The 22,838-nt window shown below is 54.4% G+C and carries 22 protein-coding genes and 1 riboswitch; of the genes, 13 read left to right on the top strand and 9 right to left on the bottom strand.

Annotated elements, in window-relative coordinates; all coding sequences use genetic code 11:
• Nucleotides 1–203: 203 nt before the first annotated feature.
• Nucleotides 204–410, top strand: a complete 207-nt coding sequence (locus tag DS878_RS02100; RefSeq protein WP_261977550.1) for a hypothetical protein — start codon at nt 204–206, stop codon at nt 408–410.
• A 163-nt stretch (nt 411–573) separates the two neighbouring features.
• On the opposite strand, the gene DS878_RS02105 is transcribed toward DS878_RS02100, so the two are convergent.
• Complete coding sequence (locus tag DS878_RS02105; RefSeq protein WP_113814263.1) at nt 574–1,209, bottom strand: DUF1826 domain-containing protein; 636 nt, start codon at nt 1,207–1,209, stop codon at nt 574–576.
• A gap of 139 nt (nt 1,210–1,348) precedes the next feature.
• Here DS878_RS02105 and zigA point away from each other — a divergent pair, with 139 nt between their 5' ends.
• The gene (gene zigA, locus DS878_RS02110; protein ID WP_113814320.1) at nt 1,349–2,542 is read left to right on the top strand and encodes a zinc metallochaperone GTPase ZigA; all 1,194 of its coding nucleotides are present in this window, start codon (nt 1,349–1,351) and stop codon (nt 2,540–2,542) included.
• Nucleotides 2,543–2,581: 39 nt separating this feature from the next.
• Here the strand turns inward: zigA and hisI are convergent, their stop codons facing one another.
• The 5 genes from hisI to DS878_RS02135 all read right to left on the bottom strand — a co-directional run bounded on the left by hisI (nt 2,582) and on the right by DS878_RS02135 (nt 6,151).
• Entirely contained in the window at nt 2,582–3,097 is a 516-nt protein-coding gene (hisI, locus tag DS878_RS02115) for a phosphoribosyl-AMP cyclohydrolase (RefSeq protein WP_113814264.1), read from the bottom strand.
• A 52-nt stretch (nt 3,098–3,149) separates the two neighbouring features.
• Nucleotides 3,150–3,710 (bottom strand): carbonate dehydratase, encoded by a 561-nt coding sequence (locus DS878_RS02120; RefSeq protein ID WP_113814265.1) that lies wholly within the window; start codon nt 3,708–3,710, stop codon nt 3,150–3,152.
• An 81-nt stretch (nt 3,711–3,791) separates the two neighbouring features.
• A complete protein-coding gene (folE2, locus tag DS878_RS02125; RefSeq protein WP_113814266.1) occupies nt 3,792–4,694 on the bottom strand; it encodes a GTP cyclohydrolase FolE2 in 903 nt (300 codons plus the stop codon).
• A 1-nt stretch (nt 4,695) separates the two neighbouring features.
• Entirely contained in the window at nt 4,696–5,148 is a 453-nt protein-coding gene (locus tag DS878_RS02130) for a Fur family transcriptional regulator (protein WP_222837416.1), read from the bottom strand.
• 22 nt (nt 5,149–5,170) lie between these two features.
• On the bottom strand, nt 5,171–6,151 hold the full coding sequence (locus DS878_RS02135; protein WP_113814268.1) for a zinc ABC transporter substrate-binding protein: 981 nt from the start codon (nt 6,149–6,151) through the stop codon (nt 5,171–5,173).
• Nucleotides 6,152–6,310: 159 nt separating this feature from the next.
• Between DS878_RS02135 and DS878_RS02140 the strand changes: the two genes are divergently transcribed.
• The 8 genes from DS878_RS02140 to DS878_RS02175 all read left to right on the top strand — a co-directional run bounded on the left by DS878_RS02140 (nt 6,311) and on the right by DS878_RS02175 (nt 15,004).
• Nucleotides 6,311–7,042, top strand: coding sequence for a metal ABC transporter ATP-binding protein (locus DS878_RS02140; protein WP_113814269.1), 732 nt, complete (start codon nt 6,311–6,313; stop codon nt 7,040–7,042).
• A complete protein-coding gene (locus DS878_RS02145; protein WP_113814270.1) occupies nt 7,042–7,869 on the top strand; it encodes a metal ABC transporter permease in 828 nt (275 codons plus the stop codon). The genes DS878_RS02140 and DS878_RS02145 overlap by 1 nt, the downstream gene beginning before the upstream one ends.
• Nucleotides 7,866–9,206, top strand: coding sequence for a peptidoglycan DD-metalloendopeptidase family protein (locus tag DS878_RS02150; protein WP_113814271.1), 1,341 nt, complete (start codon nt 7,866–7,868; stop codon nt 9,204–9,206). Before DS878_RS02145 ends, DS878_RS02150 begins: the two co-directional genes overlap by 4 nt.
• Before the next feature lie 203 nt (nt 9,207–9,409).
• The gene (locus DS878_RS02155) at nt 9,410–10,777 is read left to right on the top strand and encodes an amidase (protein WP_113814272.1); all 1,368 of its coding nucleotides are present in this window, start codon (nt 9,410–9,412) and stop codon (nt 10,775–10,777) included.
• A gap of 2 nt (nt 10,778–10,779) precedes the next feature.
• The gene (locus tag DS878_RS02160) at nt 10,780–11,487 is read left to right on the top strand and encodes a 5-oxoprolinase subunit B family protein (protein WP_113814321.1); all 708 of its coding nucleotides are present in this window, start codon (nt 10,780–10,782) and stop codon (nt 11,485–11,487) included.
• Nucleotides 11,484–12,446 (top strand): biotin-dependent carboxyltransferase family protein, encoded by a 963-nt coding sequence (locus tag DS878_RS02165; protein ID WP_113814273.1) that lies wholly within the window; start codon nt 11,484–11,486, stop codon nt 12,444–12,446. Before DS878_RS02160 ends, DS878_RS02165 begins: the two co-directional genes overlap by 4 nt.
• A gap of 146 nt (nt 12,447–12,592) precedes the next feature.
• Complete coding sequence (gene nhaB, locus DS878_RS02170; protein ID WP_113814274.1) at nt 12,593–14,098, top strand: sodium/proton antiporter NhaB; 1,506 nt, start codon at nt 12,593–12,595, stop codon at nt 14,096–14,098.
• A 105-nt stretch (nt 14,099–14,203) separates the two neighbouring features.
• The gene (locus tag DS878_RS02175) at nt 14,204–15,004 is read left to right on the top strand and encodes a substrate-binding periplasmic protein (protein WP_113814322.1); all 801 of its coding nucleotides are present in this window, start codon (nt 14,204–14,206) and stop codon (nt 15,002–15,004) included.
• A gap of 8 nt (nt 15,005–15,012) precedes the next feature.
• Here the strand turns inward: DS878_RS02175 and DS878_RS02180 are convergent, their stop codons facing one another.
• Nucleotides 15,013–15,750, bottom strand: a complete 738-nt coding sequence (locus DS878_RS02180; protein WP_113814323.1) for a DUF3047 domain-containing protein — start codon at nt 15,748–15,750, stop codon at nt 15,013–15,015.
• Between the two features lie 81 nt (nt 15,751–15,831).
• Nucleotides 15,832–16,030, top strand: a riboswitch (cobalamin riboswitch).
• A 146-nt stretch (nt 16,031–16,176) separates the two neighbouring features.
• Between DS878_RS02180 and DS878_RS02185 the strand changes: the two genes are divergently transcribed.
• Together DS878_RS02185 and DS878_RS02190 are read left to right on the top strand one after the other, a co-directional pair.
• Nucleotides 16,177–18,945: a ribonucleoside-diphosphate reductase subunit alpha gene (locus DS878_RS02185; RefSeq protein ID WP_113814275.1), complete on the top strand. Its 2,769-nt coding sequence runs from the start codon at nt 16,177–16,179 to the stop codon at nt 18,943–18,945.
• 28 nt (nt 18,946–18,973) lie between these two features.
• A complete protein-coding gene (locus DS878_RS02190; protein WP_113814324.1) occupies nt 18,974–20,032 on the top strand; it encodes a ribonucleotide-diphosphate reductase subunit beta in 1,059 nt (352 codons plus the stop codon).
• 40 nt (nt 20,033–20,072) lie between these two features.
• Here DS878_RS02190 and DS878_RS02195 read toward each other — a convergent pair whose 3' ends face one another.
• Complete coding sequence (locus DS878_RS02195; RefSeq protein WP_113814276.1) at nt 20,073–20,675, bottom strand: cysteine hydrolase family protein; 603 nt, start codon at nt 20,673–20,675, stop codon at nt 20,073–20,075.
• Between the two features lie 205 nt (nt 20,676–20,880).
• A complete protein-coding gene (locus DS878_RS02200) occupies nt 20,881–21,846 on the bottom strand; it encodes an integron integrase (protein WP_113814277.1) in 966 nt (321 codons plus the stop codon).
• Between the two features lie 252 nt (nt 21,847–22,098).
• Between DS878_RS02200 and DS878_RS02205 the strand changes: the two genes are divergently transcribed.
• Nucleotides 22,099–22,695 carry a glutathione S-transferase family protein gene (locus DS878_RS02205; protein ID WP_113814278.1) on the top strand — a complete coding sequence of 199 codons (597 nt, stop codon included), beginning with the start codon at nt 22,099–22,101 and terminating at the stop codon, nt 22,693–22,695.
• Nucleotides 22,696–22,838: the final 143 nt, after the last annotated feature.

Below are 22,838 nucleotides of genomic sequence, written 5' to 3' on the forward strand. Positions count from 1 at the left end.
GGCATAAGCCGGCAATAAATCGAAAATTCAGGAGGTTTATCCAGAGTCTCCCTTGCTACAAGAATAAATATTCCGCTTCCTAATCATAAGACTAACAAACGGAAAAATATATTTTCTAGCGCGGAAATCCAAGTACCCTGCTGCAACTTAAACCTGTCGGCCCCACCAGATTCTGGCCAAGGTGGACAGCCTGCTGGCTGAAATTGAAAGCCCACTACAAGCATTTAGGGCAGCACTCAGAACTGTTCGATCGTGTCGAGACCAAGGACCGGGCATTGCTGCGCAGCAATGCCATCATCGAGAAGCTGACCCACGAAGTGGCCATTCTCAAGCGCCACAAGTACGCTCGGCATAGCGAGCCGTTGGATGCGGTTGAGGAAAACCTTAAAATACTGTCCGGGATTAGTTGACCACTACAGTTATGGCCAACTTCTGTTGGGAGGTAAGCCTCCGAGTCCTATATTGGGGAGTTCGGGATTGCAGTGCCAGCCAGCCCTGCTGGTGAAGCTACCTACAAGACGACGGATCCGGATTCCCTGCCTAAACGGTCACCTGTTTGATTCCGTTTTGGAGTCAGTCCAGCCAGTCAAGGCCCAGTACAAGCCGGGGGCGGGCACCCGGTGCTGGTGAACGATGGACGAGGCCCCGGTTCTCATTGCCAATCCAGGACCTGCCTTTGAGAAGCGATACTGCGCCGGTTGGCATAACCTGGATATCCGTGGCGCTGACTGCCTGGTCCGGGAGTGGTGCGGATGGCTTACCCCGGGTTACCTGGTTTTCCGGTAACCACTCGGTGCCTCGTCCGGTATAGGTCACCAGCAAACGTACCGGCACCCTGTCGGTATGAAAGCGGGGGCACATGGTGTCCGGAAGTACGTGTAACCGGACGCCAACGGCGGCGGGTTCAAACAGGCAGCTAAACATCTCTACCATCTCATTTACGTCCGCCAGCCAGGTTTTTGCTCCAGGCAATGACTGGGCCCAGGCCGGCAGGATCTGTCCAACATCTTCTCCCGCTTCAATGCCAACAAAACGCTCAAAAGCGCCTGCCTCTCTGGAAAAGTGACAGGCGAAGTCGGTGCTTCCGCCAGGCAACTCGCGCTCCCAGACGGCGAGGTTGACTTCATCCCGGAATATTTCCGTCAGGCACTCGGGTTTGTTGCCATGCACTGCTATCGGTTGCGAAAGACAGCTATTTTCTCCAGACATCGTTGAGTGCTCCTGAGGCTCACGTCTCGCAAAATGCGTATCACTTTTCACCGTTAAATGTTATGTTATAACATACCTACTGTAAAGCAGTGTGCAGGCACTGAACACCTAACTACCAGGGAGATTGTGCATGGATCATCTGGATACCCGACTTCCAGTTACCGTGTTGTCCGGATTTTTGGGCGCGGGCAAAACGACGGTACTGAACCATATTCTGAACAACCGCGATGGCAAACGGGTTGCAGTGATCGTTAATGACATGAGCGAGGTCAATATCGATGCAGCTCAGGTGCAACAGGAAGTTACGTTGAACCGATCGGAAGAAAAGCTGGTAGAAATGAGCAATGGTTGCATCTGCTGCACATTGCGTGAGGACCTGCTGGTTGAAGTGCGCAAACTGGCTGCAGAAGGTCGCTTTGATTGCCTGGTCATCGAATCCACCGGGATCTCGGAGCCGCTACCGGTCGCTGAAACCTTTACCTTTGCCGATGAAGACGGTGTAAGCCTGTCTGATATTGCTAAGCTCGACACCATGGTTACTGTGGTGGATGCCGTTAATTTCCTGAAGGACTTTGATGAAGCCCAATCGTTACAGGAAACCGGAGAAAGCCTGGGCGAGGAAGACGAACGCAGCGTGGCGGACCTGCTTGTGGATCAGATTGAATTCAGCGACATTTTGCTGATCAGCAAAACCGACCTGGTCTCCCCAAGGGACCTCGACAGGCTCAAGGGCGTGCTCCGCAGCCTTAATTCAGAAGCAGAGATACTTCCGATAGAAAAAGGCGCTGTACCACTTGATAAGGTGCTGAATACCAACAGATTCAGTTTTGAGCGCGCTCAGCAGGCGCCTGGCTGGCTGAAAGAGATGCGGGGCGAACACATTCCGGAAACCGAGGAGTACGGTATTTCCAGCTTTGTCTACCGCGCCCGCAGGCCCTTTCATCCTGCAAAGTTCTATGAGTTCCTGCATCAACCGGTCTCCGGTGGCAAACTCATCCGCTCAAAAGGTTATTTCTGGCTTGCCACCCGTCCGGAGTTTGCCGGGCACTGGAGCCAGGCGGGAGGCATAGCCCGCCACGGGTTCGCCGGGATGTTCTGGAAGGCCGTGCCAGAGAGCTCCTGGCCAGAGGATCCAGAGTATCGGAAGTCGATTATGGAAAGCTGGGTGGAGCCGTTTGGAGATATGCGCCAGGAACTGGTCTTCATCGGCCAGAATCTGGACCAGGCGACGATTACCCGTCAGTTGGATGAGTGTCTCCTGGATGAAGAGCAGCTTCTGGCCGGTAAATCATTCTGGCAAACACTGAATGATCCCTTTCCGGCCTGGGAGTAAATGGGCCCTGCGCAATCTCAGCGAAGGGCGCTGGCAAGCCTAGAGTTTGGTCGGGTTTGGCGCATCGCCATAAACTTCGACCGGATCGAATTGTTTGTCATGCTCAACAAACACCAGGGCGTCGCTGTGTGTTCTCTCTGCTGCAACCGGCACCCTTCTGTAAAAGCACGACCGGTAACCCACATGGCAGCTGGCGCCGGACCCTGCGACTTTTACTCTGAGCCAGATTGCGTCCTGATCGTCATCCACACGCATTTCGATAACCTTCTGAACCAATCCGCTGGTAGCACCTTTATGCCAGATAACCTCACGACTGCGGCTCCAGTAGTGAGCTTCCCCTGTGATAATGGTTTTCTCGAGGGCTTCCTTGTTCATGTAACCCAGCATGAGCACCTCGCCACTGCCGGCATCAGTGGTTATGCAGGCAACCAGGCCGTCCGAACCAAATTTTGGTGCAAGTTCGTGCCCTTCTTCCACTTGCTCGATGGATGTTCTCGGAGCAAAGCCTACCGGTTGCTGGCCGGTTTGTTGTGGGCTGGAAGATTCTGTCTTCATGCTATTTCTTCTCTCATAGGATGTGTGGATTCAAATAACGACAGGTGACGTCTCAGAATTCGTTCTGGATGTGCTTGTAACCACGAACCAGATCGTTGTTGGTCCGTGCCACATCTTCCGAAAACTCGCTGGCATCGGCCGACACTTGTGGTAAAGACGCAAGGTCGGTTTCCGCGCCAATGCGTTCGGTAGACTGGACGTAAAACCCTGGCGGCAAATGGCAGCCATCGACTACAGCGTTGTAGCGCACAACGCAGCCGTCTTCGATAACGCAGTTGAAAAGAACGCTGTTGAATCCGATGAACACGCCGTTGCCGACTGTGCATGGGCCGTGCACGATGGCTCGGTGTGCAATGGAGGTGCGCTGGCCAATGGAGACTTTTGCACCGGATTTCGAGTGAATAACCACGCCATCCTGAATGTTGGAATGGGCACCGATGATGATCGGTTCTATGTGGTTGTCGGCATCCATCTCATCCGCCCGTATGACCGCATAAGGGCCGATAAACACGTTCTCCTCCACAATCACCAGTCCGCAAAGGATAGCGGTTGGATCGACGAACGCGCTCGGGTGAATCTGCGGCAGGTCGCCGCGGGGGTTTTTGCGAATCATCCAGGACTTTCCTTACGGTTAATCGTGACAGAGCCCGGCTCGTCAGGGCGATAGAATCAGGTTGGGCAAGCTCAGTGATAATCAGAGCAAAGCCCTGGCTGACGCCACAGCATCATGAGAATGAAGGCTTTCCAGGTGCCGGACGTGGGTCTGGAGGTTGTCGTAACTGCCGGAAAGCGCGCTCTGGATTCGTCGTGCAGCATCTTCCACGTACATCAGATTCTGGCCGTTCAGCCGTGCAAACGCTTGTTCATCCGCCCGCTTGACGGCAGTCTGGACAGGCGTTGCCAGAACCTTCTCAACCTGATCAATCAGCGCCATCAGGCCAAAACTCTCAGCAGTGTCGGGAACATCAACGCTAATGGAGGCTTCGCTGCGTTGGCTGTGAGGAGTGGCAAGCGTGGCATTCTGTTCCAGCCAGGTGGCTACATCCTCTCTCATCAACCCTGCATCTTCAGTGAACCCTTCCCTGAAGCCCTCAGCCACAAGCTGTCGGGCCAGGGCTGCTGAACAGGGGCAGGTCGAAGAATACTCAACCTGAACGGATGCTCTCAGTGAGAAGGAACCCTGATCCAGAATTGCCTCAATCTGGACAGGATAGGCCTTCCAGCCCGCTAACTCCGGAGAATGCAGTGCCGGGCGTCTGGCCAGAAGGCTGAACGTCAGCATTACCCTGGCGCCAGTGGTGTGACAGTCATGATGACTCTCGACCATCTGTTCAAGAAGCATTCTGAGGTGCCCGGGAGTCATCGCCTTCTGGAGAGATAGTTTATCCAGAAGATGGTACAGGCGAGACATGTGGATGCCTTTAACCGTTAGTGACGGCAGGTTGACCTGAGTATCCACAACCATATGGATGGGGCCCGGACAGCCTGGCTCTGGCAGGTGGATGGGTATATCAATTTTGCTCATCCCTACCCATTCCAGCGGGACGCGGATTTGAGAGGCTTCATTACTGGCAACGTCGGGCAGATCTGTGTTCATGCTAATCCTGTTTCAGTCTGGGGTAAGAGGGCGTCGCTTTGTCTTCGTGCGAGTGGCCAGAGCAGATAGAGCACACGCCGTGGAATTCAATAACAGTGCGCTCCACCTGAAAATTCAACTGGGCGAGACATTCATGTAATTGTTTGATTTCACTTGCCTCAACCACCTCATGAATGTGTCCGCACTGGTCACAGATCGCGAAAGCAGTGGGACTGGATTGGCCCTTGGCGGACACTGCAATGTAAGCATTCAGGCTTTCAAGCTTTCTGGCCAACCCAAGGTCTACGAGTTTTTCCAATGCCCGATAGACCTGGGTCGCGCCGCGAAAGCCTGTTTTCTTCAGGATGGCATAGGCACCCAGTGATGCGTCCGCTTGAAGCAGCACATCAAAAACCCTGCGCTGGTTTGGTGTCAGGCTGGTCATATGATTCAGTGCCCGCAAAGATATTTTCAAATATCAGGCTGCTTTGCGTTTTTCACGATTGTGGCCGGCATTGTTCCAGGCTTGCCATCAATCTGTTCAGCAATTCCGCGTAATGATCAGCGCCGATTTCGATATCCACGCCCAACGGGTCCATAACACTGACCGTATTCACCTCGGACCTCTCGAAGATGGTATTAACCAGGCCCGGGTTGTATTGCGGTTCGGTGAAGGCGCAGGTTACACCGAGTTTTGATACCAACTCCTGAATTTCGCGAATCCGTGCAGGGCTTGGGTCTGAGGCGTCAGATAGAGCAATTGCTCCAGCTGCGGGCAGGCCAAAACGACGCTCGAAATACTGATACGCATCATGAAAAACAATGAAGCGGATGCCCTTGAGGTGTTCTGCACGTTCACTGAGAGAGACGGTTAACTTATCCAGGGAAGCCTGAAAGGCCTGGGCGTTTTTCTGGTAGGTTTCTGCATTGGATGGATCTTGTCTGGAAAGTATCTGTGCAATATGGCCTGCCCAGGCTTTCCCGTTCATGGGGTCCAGCCAGGCGTGAGGGTCATGCTCACCATGGTGATGGTCGTCATGATCATCGTTATGTTCTTCGTGTTCTTCGTGTTCCTCGTGTTCCTCGTGATTGCTCTCGTCAGCGTGGGAATGAGATTCGAATGTCGCGCCTTCCCTGAAGGGGTGATTTATCGTCGCCGACAGTTCAAGCATCTCGACCTTGTGCGCGGAACTTGCCAGGTTCTCCAGTGGGCTCTCCAGCCACGGACTCAGCTCCTCGCTTATCCAGAATACAACGTCTGCCTGGGCGAGAGCCTCTGCCTCTGATGGTCTGAGGGAGTAGCTATGTGGAGATGCTCCCGGTTGTACCAGCAAATCCGGATGGCCTACGCCACTCATCACCTGGGCAACAATGGAATGTAGCGGTGCGATATCTGCCACAACCCTGGGAGGGGTCGCCCAGCTATACACGGGCAAAAGGCAAAGCGTTAGACCTGTTAAAAGCGCCGGTCGGACCATCGGGGTTCTCCTGGGAAGTCTGAGGCTTATATAGAGTGATATGGATGATTCCAGAATCGTTATGTTATAACATAACTCAAACTTTGAAAACCCGTTGCCTGTGCAGCTGCAAAGAAGGTACTGGCACCGATGGTTAAACGCCGCTCTGAAGGATTTTAAATGGTGATTCAAACCCGTAACCTGTCGGTCAGAATAGGCAAGGTACCGATTCTGTCTGGTATTGATCTCCATGTGGAACGCGGAGATATTGTTACCGTTATTGGCCCCAACGGATCTGGCAAGTCGACATTGCTTAGGACACTTATCGGCGCTTTGAAGCCGTCCGGGGGACAGGTGATCAGAGAGCCGGGATTGTCCATCGGATATCTGCCCCAGCGATTACATATCGACGAAACTCTGCCCATGACGGTAAAGCGGTTTCTGCAATTGCCACACAGGGTGCCATACGCCGAAATCCAGGCAGCCATGGCCAATGCGGGTGTGCCCGGCCTGCTGGATCAGCAGTTGATGTCGCTGTCGGGAGGGCAGTTGCAAAGAGTCTTGCTGGCCCGGGCTTTGCTGGATAAGCCCGGCCTCCTGCTTCTTGATGAACCGACCCAGGGCCTGGACCGTCGGGGCGCGTCAGACTTTTATCGGCACATCGACAGTGCCAGGAAGACATTGAATTGCGCCGTTATCATGGTCAGTCATGACTTGCAGGTAGTGATGCGTCAGTCTGAGCGGGTGATCTGTCTGAATGGCCACATTTGTTGTGAGGGTAAGCCGGAAGTTGTCAGCAATTCCGCTGAGTACCGTGAGCTGTTCGGGTTTGAAGACGAAGAGGACACACTGGCGCTGTATAAACACCGGGGCCATGATCACAGCGCCGGGTGCATCCGGGAGGCGGGGTGATGTTGGATGACTTTCTGGTAAGGGCTGCACTGGCCGGTATTGGTGTATCCTTGGCTGCGGCACCCCTGGGCTGCTTCATTGTCTGGCGACGCATGGCTTATTTCGGCGATGCCACTGCGCATGCAGCCATGCTGGGCGTTGCATTATCGCTGACGCTTTCTACGCCAATCTTTGCCGGTGTGCTGCTCATCTCACTGCTGATGGCGGTGACGGTTTCGACTCTGAGCGGGCGCGGTTATGCCATGGACACACTGCTTGGGGTTATGGCCCACTCTGCATTAGCTGTGGGGCTGGTGGCAGTCTCGTTTCTGTCCGGAGTTCGGATCGACCTTATGGCCTATCTTTTTGGCGATATACTGGCTGTGGGCAAGACTGACCTGGCGATCATCTGGGGCGGCGCACTGCTGGTTCTTGTTATGGTCGGTTACCGCTGGTCCGCACTGTTGTTATCGACCCTGAACCCGGATCTGGCCCTGGCCAGCGGTATTTCGCCCCGCCGGGAACAACTGGTGTTGACCATTGCTCTGGCCATTGTTGTCGCGGTTGCGATCAAAGTAGTGGGTGTTCTCCTCATTGCTGCTATGCTAATTATTCCGGCAGCAACGGCTCGCCGGTTCAGTCGGACGCCTGAGGTCATGGCATTGATGGCAGCCATTATCGGAGCCTGTGCGAGTGTGACAGGTCTTACCTTTTCCTATCACTTTGACTCGCCAACCGGCCCGACAATTGTCTGCGTTGTTGCCTTCTTGTTCGTGGTTTTAAACGCGGTCAATACACTAACCCGGCGAATGGGGCGTCATTTCAGGAGCGGCCAACAGGTTCTATGAAGATACCGAAGACAGGCCTGTGCCCGGCCTTTACGCGGGTACATAAAGTCGCGTTTGTCATATGCGGTGCTGTCATTCTGATAGCGAGTATGGCTCCGTTCAAAACGTCATCAGCACTGACAGAACCTCCCGCCCTCTTGATTGAAAACGGCGTGCCCGAGGCTTTCGGAACTCGACAGGCAGAAGAAACGACTATCGCCGAGCGTGCACAGGAATCCGACCCTCTAACAGATAATACTGTGGAGTGGCAGGTGCAGCCCGGAGACACGCTGAGTGGTATTTTCCTCGCCAACAAGGTGTCAGTGGAAGATCTTCACAGGATACTGGCAGAAGATGCCGAGTACTTGTCGCTGGAGACTCTTACCCCCGGAACTTTGCTTGGCCTGGAGTTTGACGATGATGGCCGGTTCTACCGCCTCACCCTGAACCTCGATCCGGCCCGAAAAGTTGCGTATACGCGACAAGAGGACGGGTCATTCGTGCACCAGAAATTCGAAGCAGACACCTATTGGGAGTCAGAGGTTCTTCGGGGCACGATCAATGGGAGCTTCTATAATTCAGCCCTTCGTTCGGGGCTGGACCGTGCACAGATCCTGCTGGTAGACCGATTGTTGGGAAGCCAGCTCGATTTCCGAAGAGACCTCCGGGCCGGCGACCACTTCACTGTGATTCTTGGTCATGAGATGACCGGCAAGGAAGGCACGGGCAATATCCGGCTCGAAGCCTTATCACTTGCACGCCGCACTAAAACACATTCGGTATTTCTGTTCGATGATGGCAACTACTATGATGAAAACGGCGAGAGTGTAACACCGGCTTTTCTGCGCTGGCCCACCTCAAAGCGTTACCGTGTCAGCTCTGCCTTCAACCCGAACAGACTGCATCCGGTCACTGGGCGTCGGACACCCCATAACGGTGTGGATCTAGCCACTCCGGTAGGTACTCCGATTGTCAGCACAGGTGATGGTATTGTCCGGCGCATTGGTAACCACCCCTATGCCGGCAAGTACATCGATATTGATCATGGTGGAGCCTATACAACGCGCTACCTTCACCTGCATAAAGTGCTGGTGAGCAAAGGCGCTCAGGTGAGCCGGGGCCAGAAGATTGCGTTGTCTGGCAATACCGGGCGTAGCACCGGGCCACACCTCCATTTCGAGTTTCACATTGGCGGTCGTCCGGTTGATCCCCTGACTGCGGATATTCCAACAGCAGCAGCAATACCCCGGGAAGATCTCGCCAGTTTCAAGGCAAGGCTCAAAGAGCGTCAGGTCGTTATGAAATACGCCGCGAGCCGGTCAGACCTTCTCATCTCTCAGCCGGCCGCAACATACTGAACCCATATAATTCGAGCGGAAACTGGATCAACAGAGCTTCTCCTCAGCTATGGCCTGAGTTCAGACACGGTTGAATTGTCACGCAGCTTTCGAGTTCTGATGAAAAAGCGGTATACTTAATGACCAGCGGTTTCCATCAAGCTTTATTATAATTATTTGAAAATTAAAGTATTTTATCGCATTTCAACCTTATCGGTGGTGGAATGAAGCAGACGTCTGGCCTGGCTCCTGTGGATCTGTCCGGGGCGACATTATCGTCGCTACTTGATGGAATACATCAGAACATGTGGACTGCGAGCCAGTTGCTCGAAGCCTGTCAGGACAATATTGACCAGTATGATGACTCTGCCAGTCAGGTTTATACGGCCCGCTTTGACCGCACAGCGAAAGCTGAAGCGACTTCCATAGACGCACTCCAGAAAGGCAAGGTTCCTCTGGGCGAACTTGCCGGGCTGCCGATAGCCCTCAAGGTTCTGTTTGATGTTGCCGGTGAGGTAACGCACTCCGGGTCGAAATGGTGGTCTCGGCAGGCGCAGAGTGATGCGTTGGTCGTTTCCCGCTTGCGCCAGGCCGGGGCGGTTATTACCGGACACACCAACATGACGGAGTTTGCTTACTCCGGACTCGGGCTTAATCCCCACTATGGCACGCCAGTAAATCCGCTTGCGCCAGGCCGGATATGCGGCGGTTCCTCGTCGGGAGCTGCAGCGGCGGTAGCCCAGGGCATGGCGGTTGCTGCCATTGGTAGTGATACGGGTGGCTCTGTTCGAATTCCGGCTGCATTTTGTGGCCTTGTTGGCTTCAAGCCCTCCCAGCAACGCATACCCCGTGAGGGTGTATTCCGTTTATCCCAAAGCCTTGATTCCATAGGACCTATCGCCCGCAGCGTAGATTGCTGTGAGCGCCTGGATGCGGTTATGGCTGGCGAACGCTGGCAAAAACGCAGGCCGGCAGACCTGCGTGGTCGCCGTTTTGTGGTCCCGACCAATTACATGCTGGATGAAACGTCCCCGGGGATTGCCGAAGCGTTCGCCCGTAGCCTCCGTAAACTGCGCGAGAGCGGTGCCCTGATTGTGGAAGCGCAGGTGCCAGTGCTGGATACGTTGCCTGAGCTCCTGAAGGGTGGGGGGCTTACAGCGGCAGAAGGTTATCACGTGCACCGACACTGGTTGCAGCAACACGGAGAGGATTATGACCCGCAGATACGCCAGCGAATGGAGCGGGGCGCCAGCATCAGCGCGGCTGATTACCTGGATTTACTACACCTCCGTGCCGAACGTAAAACCCAGGCAGAGCAATGGCTTGGCGATTATGACGGGCTGCTTGCACCTACCGTAGCCATTGAGCCGCCCCTGTTGACAGAATTAGAGAAGGACGTGGACTACGCACGGCTGAACCTCCTTGTTCTGAGAAACACAACGGTGGCGAACCTGCTTGATCTGTGTGCGATCACGCTCCCGAACCATCGGGAGGGCGATCTGCCCAGTGGCCTGATGCTGGTTGGCCGTAATGGCTCAGACAAGGATGTGCTTGGTATTGCACAGGCGGTGGAAAAGGCACTGAAACCATGAGCCTGAAGCCGGTGCTTGAGTCGGCCGGGCTCGACGGCTGGATCATAAGACTGTTTGAAGTTATCGACGAACACAATCTGCCCTGGTTATCCGCACTGTCGCACCGGTGCGAACAGGAGTTTGGCGATGCCCTGGTCGATCTGGTGCCTTCCTATACGACACTTCTGGTTGTGTTCAATCCATTGGAGGTGTCCCCACAACAGGCCCGGGCGATGATTTGCCGGATACTGGCTGATCTGGAACCGGAAGACAGCACGCACACCGGCGAGATACACGAACTTCCAACCTGGTACGACCTCAGTGTAGGGCCTGAACTGCAACGAGTAGCTGCGCAAGCGGGTATGTCGGTAAGTGATGTGATCAAGGCTCATAGCCAGCAGGTGTATCGGGTATTTGCTCTGGGGTTTGCCCCCGGATTTGCCTTTATGGGATTAACCGACCCCCGGCTTGAGTGCGCAAGACTGGATACACCCCGCCGGCTGGTGCCTCCGGGCAGTGTGGCCATGGCCGGCCGCCAGACAGCTGCATACCCGACAGCAACCCCCGGAGGCTGGAACCTGTTAGGGCGTACCACTGCGAGCCTGTTTGACCGTAACCGCGAGGGCTTCAGTCTATTGCGTGTCGGAGACCAGGTGCGTTTTGTACCTGTGAGCCGTGAAGAATTTGAACGCGAAGGCGGAGATGCCAGGCCCATGGAGCCCTTGGCATGAGACATCCGGCCAACCCTGAACCCTGCATTGAAGTGCTGCGTGCGGGCCCTCTTGCTCTGCTGCAGGACAGCGGAAGATTTGGCGTACGTCATCTTGGTGTTACTCAGGGTGGCCCGGCGGATCTGTATTCATGGGCATGGGCAAACCACCTGACAGGTAATCCCTGGGGTGCAGCCAGCCTGGAGATAACCTTTGGTGGCTTGCAACTGGTTGCCGGAAGAGATCTGCAAATAGCTATTACCGGTGCTGATCTGGGGGCTACCATAGATCGAAAACCTGTCCCGCTCTGGCAAAGGGTAAGCTGGAAAGAAGGCGAGACCCTGGCTTTTGCTTCCCCGGTATGCGGGCTTCGGGCATATCTGGCGGTATGCGGTGGGTTTGTAGCAGAGCCGGTATTGGGGAGTGTTGCTGCTGTAACCCGGGAAGAGCTTGGAGGCTTCTGCGGCATGGGCGCCAAACTGGCAACAGGCGACCAGTTGTATGTATACAACAATGGTCAGCATGGCGGGGAAGGGCCCGAGCAGGCACCCCGGGAGGCCATACCGGATTTTGGTCAGCCCGCTGTTCTGGATCTCCTGCCGGGCGCCCAGGTTGCGCATTTTACCGGCCGCAGTCTGTTCGATGCGTTTAATAGCTGGTGGCAGGTAGATGATCGTGCGGATCGCATGGGCGTGCGCCTGACCGGCCCCAGGCTGAATTGCAAAATCAGCACCCTTGTTTCAGAAGGTATTAATCTTGGTGGCGTACAGGTGCCGCCGGACGGACAGCCGATCATCCTGCTGAATGACCGTCAGACCATTGGCGGCTATCCCCGGTTGGGCGCTCTTTCGCCATTGTCTTCCGCCCGGCTGGCTCAGTGTTTACCGAAAGAAAAAATCAGGCTGGTGGCCAAAGGAAGTGAGGCTGCGCTTGCAGAGTACCGGTCGTTCAGGGCTTTTTTTAACACGGCTTCGGGCTAGCGTACGAACAAAGCTGCCAGTCTCGCAGTACTAAAGAAGTGGGTTATCCTGTATCTTTGTCGAATTAACCAGCGCAGAAATATCAAGGAAGATAAGAGACTGTCAGCCTACACTCTTTTCGCCCGCTAACTCAGAAGAACCTCGCAATGCCCACGACCATGTTGTCTGCCTTCACCAGTAATTTTCTTGGCAAGGCCCCCGCCTGGTACAAACAGATTATTGTACTGTTTCTGATTGCCAACCCGATTGTGATGTATCTGCTCGGGCCGGTTACCGCGGGCTGGCTTTTGATCGCCGAATTCATCTTTACTCTGGCCATGGCGCTGAAGTGTTACCCACTCCTGCCTGGAGGATTGCTGGCGGTAGAGGCGCTGCTGATCGGCCTGACCACAACGGATGCTGTCTATCTGGAAGTGCTGACCAATTTCCCGGTTATTCTGCTGCTGATGTTCATGGTGGCGGGCATCTATTTCATGCAGGAATTGTTGCTGGTTACTTTCACCCAGATCCTGGTGGGCGTGCGCTCTAAATCAGCCCTCTCGCTCCTTTTCTGCAGTGCTGCGGCGCTTCTTTCCGCATTTCTGGATGCCCTGACAGTGACCGCAGTTATTATCAGTGTCGCCGTTGGTTTTTTCTCAGTTTATCATAAGGTTGCATCTGGAAAGATGTTCCAGAGCAGTGATCACAATGCCGGCAGCGATGACGAGGTTGTCGAGTTACACCGGGAGGATCTGGAAAATTTCCGGGCATTTCTGCGCAGCCTGTTGATGCACGGAGCCATTGGCACTGCCCTCGGCGGCGTGGCGACCATGGTTGGTGAGCCTCAGAACCTGTTGATTGCCAAAGTTGTCGGCTGGGACTTTATCGGGTTTTTCGTGCATATGGCGCCAGTGAGCATGCCGGTGCTGGTTGCGGGGCTGATAACCTGCTGGGTGCTTGAGAAGATGCACTGGTTTGGTTATGGCGGGCGGCTGCCAAAATCTGTCCGGCGGGTTCTGGAGGAGTTTGCTGATAATGAACGGGCAAAGCGCACCAAGGCGGATCAGGCGGCGCTTTGGGTGCAGGCTTTTGCTGCCGTCATATTAGTAACCGGCCTGGCCCTTCACCTGGCGGAAGTGGGCCTGATAGGCCTGCTGGTTATTATTCTGATAACGTCTTTTACCGGCGTGACCAGCGAGCACCAGATAGGCAAAGCGTTTCAGGAATCACTGCCGTTTACCTCTCTGCTTGTGGTCTTTTTTGCGGTAGTGGCCGTGATTCATGAACAGCACCTGTTCAAGCCGATTATTGACTACGTGCTGGCCCTTCCGGAAAGCCAGCAGCCAGGCATGTTCTTTCTCGCCAACGGCCTGCTCTCAATGATCAGCGACAATGTATTCGTTGCGACAGTTTATATCAGTGAGGTTAAACAGGCCCTGGATGCGGGAAGCATCAGTTATGATCATTTTCAGGAGCTGGCGGTTGCCATCAATACCGGAACCAATCTGCCCAGCGTAGCTACTCCGAATGGTCAGGCCGCTTTCCTGTTTTTGCTGACTTCCGCGATTGCGCCGCTGGTGCGGCTGTCCTATGGGCGGATGGTCGTTATGGCGTTCCCGTATACCCTGGTAATGGGTGGGGTTGGCCTGTATATGGTCAGTTTTCATATCTGATGGTTTTAGCGGTTTTGAGGTGACAAATCAGTGCCCTTTTCAGAGTGGCTTGCCAAGGCTCTGCATAACAAGTCCAGCAAACCGTGTATTTCATACGTTGGTGATATGCGCAGATTTTTGAACCTGTTTTTACGTCTGGCTCCGGCCTGGATTATAGCCGTCTCCGTGCTGGCCAGCCCCGCCTGGGCCGGCGCTGGTCCCGATAAGTTGCGTATTGCTTATACTCAATTCCCGCCTATTGAGTATCAAAGCGAACGCGGCGAGCCGGCTGGCCCCTTTATCGAACTCACAAGGAAAGTCGTGGAGGAGGCCGGTTATGAGGCAGAATTTATTTTTCTGCCAGTGAGTCGTATTTATCTTTACCTGAAAAACGGAACGATAGACCTTTGGCCGGGTCTGGCAGGAATTCCCGGCCTTCAGGGGGAGGCTCTTGAGAGTTGGATCAATGCTTTTCCGGTGCAGCTGAACGCCTGGTATCTTGAGGGTTCAGATGCACTCACGCATTTCAGGCAGCTTAAAGGCAAAACCGTTATTGTGATTTCTGGCTACACCTATGGCGGCCTGATTTCCTGGCTTGAAAGCAAAGAATACGTAACGCTTACCAAGGCCCCTGACAGTCGGGCAGCGCTCGAAATGCTCAAGTTGAAACGTGGGGATTACGCACTGGATTACGTCCAGCCACTTGAGGAAATACTGACCCATCCAACAGACAGCAGGATTAGGAGCTCGGAATTGCGGTCACGTTATGCGGCCTGGCTATATTCTCTGGCAATTCCCAGAGCCGCATCGCTTCGCGACGAACTGGATGATGCCTATTTACGCCTTGTCGCACGTGGAGAGCTGCCACCGGTGCGGGAACCCGGTTCCGACTATATTATTCCCGGCTTCCCTGACGGCCCCAGATAGGAACATTTTCAGTCCGGGCTGGGAGGCCGCAGGCTTATATCACCGTACCAGGCCGTTGCTTGTTCACCTGTATTGTCTGAATCCGACATAATGGCGATGCCGCGGACTGGCGGAGGGTTTTCCCCGAAGGCTTCACGGTAGTCTGCAATAATATCCCGCTCAACGCTGACCCATTCCCCGGCCTTTTCGCTGCCAGAACTGACGGCAACCATCACCGTCTTATCAGTATAGGGATTGGGAACAAATTCGCCCTCAGGCAGGGTGTTAGCCCAGATGTAGTTCAGGGCATTGCCCGGCAGCTCCTCTCCAACCAACAGTGCCACTGTTTTGCGCTTTGCCCGTTCAAAAAAACCCGCTTTATCCGGCTGAAACTCGAAGGCGACATAAATCCGGGCAGGGTAGTCATCGCCGGATTTTTTCCGGGCATCGCCCTTTTCAAACACATTGGATACTTTCCAGCGCCAGCTCAGCATCAGTGAGCCCTCCGGGTTAACGTTCAGCCGGGCTATCAGGCCAGATGCTCCGCCAGAAGTTTGTGCTTTCACCACCTGAACTCCGTCATCCTGAGCCAGTTCATAGTCTGAGTGCTGATCTATCTTGGGAAACTCAAGTGGTTCCCAGCCATCCGTCAGCGACGTCATTTTCGAGAACGCAGGGAGTAACGTTTCCTGTGCCATAAGGTGTGGAGATACCAGGCCGCCAAGTGTGAGAAGCAGCCAGATAACAAGTCGAGTGTTGATTTGCATGAAACTGTCCCACTTTGAAGGGTGTTTGTAATAGACCGCCGGGTCGGGAAAAGGTGCCTTGTCACTGAAAAATTTACCGTATATAGTGCCTGCATCCTTGGTTGAATACCAAATATGGTATTCGGGAATCCGGTGAGAATCCGGAACTGACGCGCAGCGGTATTGGGGAACGAGCGTGGCATAAAGACACTGGCGCAAGCCGGGAAGTCGCCACGCAAGGCAGAGCCATGAGGCTCATGCCCCTGAGTCCGAAGACACTGCCAGGGATATATAACTGCACCTTCGCGACTCAGGCGCCTGCATCTGGCCCTACAAGGTGAGCAGCAACGAACACAGCGTTATTCAGCCATTATTGGTGGCTGATGCCTGAGTTTGTCCTGTGTACGCGAAGGTTATGGAACCCACGCGTATTCAGGAGAAAACGGTATGCCCGCTACTGCTTCGGCCGAAGCCCGACCCTCGTCGCCATCCGACACAGAAACCCTTCAGGTTATCAAACGCAACGGCAATCTGGTCAGTTTTACCCCATCCAAAATCAGTGTAGCCGTAACCAAAGCTTTTCTGGCTGTTGAAGGTGACCAGGCTGCCGGTTCTGCCCGTATTAATGATGCCGTTCACCGGGTAACCGAGCAGGTTGTGCAGGCGATCAGCCGTCGCCTGAAAGCTGGTGGCAGAGTGCATATTGAAGACATACAGGACCAGGTAGAACTGGCCCTGATGCGTGCTGAAGAGCAGAAAGTAGCGCGGGCCTATGTTCTCTACCGGGAAGAGCACGCCCGCGAGCGCGCCCTGCATGAACCCGTAGAGCCGCACCCCACGCTTACCGTAAAACAGGCGGATGGCCGCACCGTAGCTCTCGACCTTGGCCTGATGAAGCAACAGGTGGATAACGCCGCGTTAGGGCTTGAGGGTATTGACTGTGAATCTCTGGTGGAAGAAGCCATTCGCAATCTTTATAACGGCATCGACGAAGCCGAGGTGCTGAGTGCACTGATCATGACTGCCCGGGGCCGCATCGAGCGCGAACCGGACTACAGCGCCGTCACTGCCCGCCTGTTGCTTGAACAACTGCGCCTTGAGAGCGTTATCGCGCTTAAGCTCGATACCCGTTTGACTCTGGCTGAAGTGTATCCACAGGCCCTGAATACCTTCATCAATGCTGGCATTCGCTATGAATTGCTTGATGAGGCCATGGCGGCATATGACATGGAGCGCCTGGGTGCTGCCCTGAAACCCGAGCGCGATCTGCAGTTTGGCTTCCTCGGCCTGCAAACCCTGTACGACCGTTACTTCCTGCACTGGCAAGGCGACCGCCTGGAATTGCCACAGGTGTTCTTCATGCGCGTCGCCATGGGCCTGGCACTGCGTGAAGATGACCCCGACAGCCGGGCTATTGAGTTCTATAACCTTTTGTCGTCCTTTGACTACATGGCGTCCACGCCCACGCTGTTCAACAGTGGTACCCGCCATTCCCAGCTGTCGTCCTGCTACCTGACGACGGTGAGTGACGATCTGGAAAGCATCTACGGTTCTATCCGTGACAACGCCATGCTTTCCAAATGGGCTGGCGGCCTGGGCAACGACTGGACGCCCGTGCGTGCGCTGGGCTCCCGCATTAAAGGCACCAACGGCCAGAGCCAGGGCGTAGTGCCATTTTTGAAAGTTGTGAACGACACCGCCGTCGCCGTAAACCAGGGTGGCAAGCGCAAGGGCGCAGTGTGTGCCTACCTGGAGAGCTGGCACCTGGATATCGAAGAATTCCTGGAACTGCGCAAGAACACCGGTGATGAACGCCGCCGAACCCACGACATGAACACCGCCAACTGGGTACCGGACTTGCTGGTTGAACGCATGCGCCAGGATCGGGACTGGACCCTGTTCAGCCCCAGCGACGTGCCGGATCTGCATGATCTCTACGGCAACGCATTCCGCGAGCGCTACGAACACTACGAAGCACTGGCTGCTGAAGGCAAGATCGAGTTGTTCAAAACACTTCCGGCCAAACAGCTATGGCGCAAAATGCTGACCGTTCTGTTTGAAACCGGCCACCCCTGGATCACCTTCAAAGACCCCTGCAACCTGCGCTCGCCGCAGCAGCACAAGGGCGTAGTGCACAGCTCCAACCTGTGTACCGAGATCACCCTGAACACCAGCGCGGAAGAAATTGCCGTGTGCAATCTGGGTTCTGTAAACCTGGCGGCTCACATCACCAACGGTGAACTGGATGTGCAGCGCCTGGAGCGCACCGTAAACACCGCCGTGCGCATGCTGGATAACGTTATCGACATCAACTTCTACGCTGTACCCCAGGCGCGCAACTCCAACCTCAAACACCGCCCGGTAGGTCTGGGCCTGATGGGCTTCCAGGATGCGCTTTATGAGCTGCGCCTGCCATACACCAGCCCGCAGGCGGTAGAGTTTGCCGATGAGGCCATGGAACAGCTGAGCTATTTCGCCATCCGAGCCTCCGCCCGGCTGGCGGCCGAGCGCGGCGCCTATGAAAGCTACGAAGGTTCGCTATGGAGCCAGGGCGTGCTGCCCATCGATTCCATTGAACTGTTGAAAAATGCCCGCCGGGAAGGCGATATCAGCGTAAACACCGAAAGCCGCCTGGACTGGGCGCCGGTGCGCGAGCTCATCGCCAAGCACGGTATGCGTAACAGCAACGTGATGGCCATAGCACCCACCGCCACCATCTCCAACATCGTGGGTGTGTCCCAATCCATCGAGCCGGCCTACCAGAACCTGTTTGTGAAATCGAACCTCTCCGGCGAATTCACCGTGGTGAACCCTTCACTGGTGCGCGATCTCAAGGCCGAAGGCCTGTGGGACAACGTGATGGTAAACGACCTGAAATACTTCGACGGCAGCGTGCAGCAAATCGAGCGTATTCCCACCGAACTGAAAGCGCGATACGCCACAGCATTCGAAATTGACGCACGCTGGTTGGTTGAGGCCGCCTCCCGCCGCCAGAAATGGCTGGATCAGGCCCAGAGCCTGAACCTCTATATGGCCGAGCCCAGCGGTAAAAAGCTGGATGAGCTCTACCAGCTGGCGTGGGAGCGTGGCCTGAAAACCACCTACTACCTGCGCTCGCTGGGCGCCACCGGAGTGAACGAACAATCTGCTCCTGTTGCCGCCCCGCAACCCCAGGTATGCAGCATTGATGAACCCGACTGCGAAGCATGTCAGTAACCACTTACTCATCATGGGAGGCACAATCATGCTGAATTGGGACGACGAAACCAAACCACAAAGCCAGCCCGCTGCACACAGCAGCGTGGCGCCGGTAAACGTAGACGACAAGCGTGTAATCAACGGCGAAACCGACGTAAACCAGCTGGCCCCCTTCAAGTACCCCTGGGCCTGGGAGTTCTTCATGAACGCCAACAAAAACCACTGGACGCCGCTGGACGTGAACATGGCGCAGGACGTTCACGACTACCACCACCGCCTGAGCCCGGCGGAAAAGCACGTGTTTGAAAACGTGCTGGCCTACCTGACCACCTCCGACATACTGGCCATGCGCAACATCGGCCTGGCGGTAATGGAGAAAATGACGGCGCCAGAATTACAGATTTACCAGGCGCGCCAGGTATACGAGGAAGCCTTGCACACCTGGACCTACCAGCACTGCATTGAAACCCTCAACCTGGACCAGAGTGAAATCTACAACCGCTATCGCGTGGTGCCGCAGATTAACGGCAAAATCCAGATGGCCAACCGCCGGCTGGACGCCGCCATGCGCCCCGACATCAACCTGCGCAACAAAGACGACCTGCAAGAGTTCATCATGTCGTACTTGTTCTTTGCCGGTGTGTTTGAGGGGTGCTGGTTCTACAATGGCTTCAGCCCCATCTTCGCCCTGCAACGCCGAGGCCTGATGCGAGGCACCGGAGAGCAGTTCCAGTACATCCTGCGTGATGAAGCCATGCACTTCTCCTTTGGCCTGAAAGTGGTCAACCAGATACTGGAAGAAGAAAACATCAGCTTCGACCCCAAAGCCGTGCGCGACATGTGGGACGAATCCGAAGCCGCTGAAAGCGACTACGCCAACTACATTCTGCGCGACCCCATCCTGGGCTACTCGGCGGAATATCACATAGAACAGTTCCGCTTCGTAGCCAACCGGCGTGCCCGTACTGTAGGTCTGGAAGAGCCGTTCCCCGGTGCGAAAAACGTATCACCATGGCTGGACGAACAAGCCACCATGCGGAAGGAGAAGAACTTCTTCGAAACGCGAGTGATTGAGTACCAGACCGGGGCGCAGCTGGAGTGGTAATGCTGCACACCCGGCCTGGAAAGAAGAAAGGTTAAACTGCTCAGCCCGGAACATCTGCCGAGGAAGGGACCACGGCAGATGGCAAGTCCGACAGAGCTGCCAGGGCGGCTTCCTGTACCTGCTCTGAGGGTACAACCTTACCGGAGACCTTCGAGGGCAGGGCACGGGTTGCTGTGGCAGAGGCCACCACCGTCGGGTTATACCCCAGAGTAAACGCTGCCCGGGCGGTGGAGTTCACGCACATGTGAGACATGAATCCGACCAGAATGAGGTTTTTGATACCGGCTAGCTTCAGCTGTGCATCCAGATCCGTCTGGGCAAAGGAATTGGGGTAGTTCTTGGTGATAACCGGCTCGCCTGCCTCCGGGGCTACCACATCGGCAATCTGGCCGACAGGGGCATTCAGATCATAGGGTGACCCCGTGCCCGCATCATGTTGAATGTGAAAAACCGGACGCCCGGAGGCGCGAAAGCGCTCCAGCAACGCTTTGCATTCCTCCAGCGCAGGCTCCACGCCATCAAGCTTCATCACGCCTTCACGATAGGTATTCTGGGCATCGATAATGACCAGAGCAGAATCGCTGATCGGGCTGGCGGCATTGCCCAGGCCTACGATGTCCCGCAGAGTTGTCAGATCACTCATGATGTATCCTTCACAGTTGGCAACCAACCAAACCCTCAGGGTAGTGGGGTTGCTATGAATAACGGACTCCAGGAGCCCAGCCAAAGAGGCCTGGATACATGTACGTTACCGAGCCGTTGGTGGCAAACGAATCGACACAAGGGGTGAATTGCCTGCGACTCGGGTATCAGTACTTAAGTTCTGGATGCAGTGAAGTTTGAAACCATTATCCCAGAGGGCTGCGCACTCCCGCAAAGCCCTGGCCCAGCACGTGGGTATAGATCTGAGTGGTGCGCAGATCTGCGTGGCCGAGCAGGTCCTGTACTGTGCGGATATCGTTGCCGCGTTTGAGTAGTTCGGTGGCGAATGTGTGGCGGAATGTGTGGCAACCTGCGGGTTTGCCGATGTTGGCTGCAGCAACAGCTACCTTCACTGCTTTCTGCACCGAACTGGTGTGGACGTGGTGGCGCACCACGTTGCCGAAGTCGTTTTTGCTCAGAGTGTTTGAGGTAAACAACCATTGCCAGTCCAGGGACATGTCCGCTTGGGGATACTTGCGGGTAAGCGCAAATGGCAGGCTGACCGGTGTTTGCAGGGAGAGATCTTTTTCTTTCCAGGCCTTTCGAATAGAAGCAATCTGCCTTTCTAATTCTGAAATCAGCGTGCCTGGCATGAGCGTTGTTCGATCTTTTGCGCCTTTGCCGTCCCGAACAATGATGACCTGGTTACTGAAATCGACATCCTTCACTCTTAAACGGCAAGCTTCTGTTACCCGCAGGCCAGAACCGTACATGAGCGAGGCTAAAAGGCGATAGGGTTCTTTGAGATGTTCGATAATTGCCATGGCTTCATCGTGGGTGAGCACCACGGGTAAACGCTTTGGTTTTTTAGAGCGGATAACGGAACCGATTTCCCCGAGGAGAATGTTGAGAACCTTGGAGTATAGAAACACCAGAGCGTTTAAAGCCTGGGCCTGAGTTGCTGCAGCAACGTTGCGGTTAACGGCTAGCCAAGTGAGGAACTCATTTACTTCCTTTGGTCCCATATCCTTGGGATGCTTCATCTGATGAAAGCGGATATAAAAACGGATCCAGTACCAATAGGATTTTTCCGTACGAATGCTGTAGCGATTAACCCGAATGACTGCGCGAACCTGATCCCGAAGGCGCGGTTGAGGTTGTATGCCGTCCATGTTGGCGAACCTTTGTTAGTGTTCTTAAATACTGTTTATTTGTACAGTATTATTGGTTTCACAAAAACGAGAAGTCAAGCGATTACGTGGTGGGACAGCCGAAACTGGGCTAACCTGTTGTTAAAATTGAGACTAGAGGCGTGGCGTGGATATGAAAAAGTGGCATTATCGAGAACGCACTTTTTTGCAATATCGCGGAACGCGGTCTAGTTGCTGTTATGCGCTTTTACAAAATAAAACATGGTGAGTGTAATGATTGTATATGGAGATTTGCAGTCAGGTAACTGCTTAAAAGTAAAATTACTGTTGTCATTCCTTGACATTGAACACCAATGGAAACACGTTAATATCTTGAATAACGAGACTAAAACAACAGAATTTTTAGCCCTCAATCCAAATGGTAAAATCCCGACAGTCGTTTTTGATGACGGTCGAGCACTCTGTGAGTCTAATGCGATATTAGGGTACTTTGCCGAAAATACGCCTTATCTACCAAAGGACAGTTATCAAAAAGCAAAAGTGTACGAGTGGCTTTTCTTTGAGCAATATTCACATGAGCCCTATATTGCCGTAGCGCGTTTTATTCAGAAGTATCAAGGTATGCCAGAGCACCGTCTAGAAGAATATAAATCGCTACAATCAGGTGGTCATAAAGCATTACAAATCATGGAATTACAACTATCAAAAACCAAGTTCTTGGTTGGTGATAATATTTCTATCGCTGATATCGCACTGTATGCTTATACCCATGTCGCAGATGAGGGCGGTTTTAACTTAGAGTCTTACCCAAATATCGAGCGTTGGATTGAGGAGGTTCGCAAGTTGGACGGCTACGTAGGTATGTCTTAGCCACGCGCATAACAAAGCGTTTAAGACAGATTCGCAACGCATGGCATTCTCAGTTCATATTGAGTTTTGTGTTTACGGCACAATGGTTTAGGTTCAGTGGAGGCGTCGCTCACTACTTAACGCGGCGTTAAAAATCGGAGGGA

It is taken from the genome of Marinobacter sp. F3R11, from assembly GCF_003318275.1.
In the GTDB taxonomy this organism is placed as follows: domain Bacteria; phylum Pseudomonadota; class Gammaproteobacteria; order Pseudomonadales; family Oleiphilaceae; genus Marinobacter.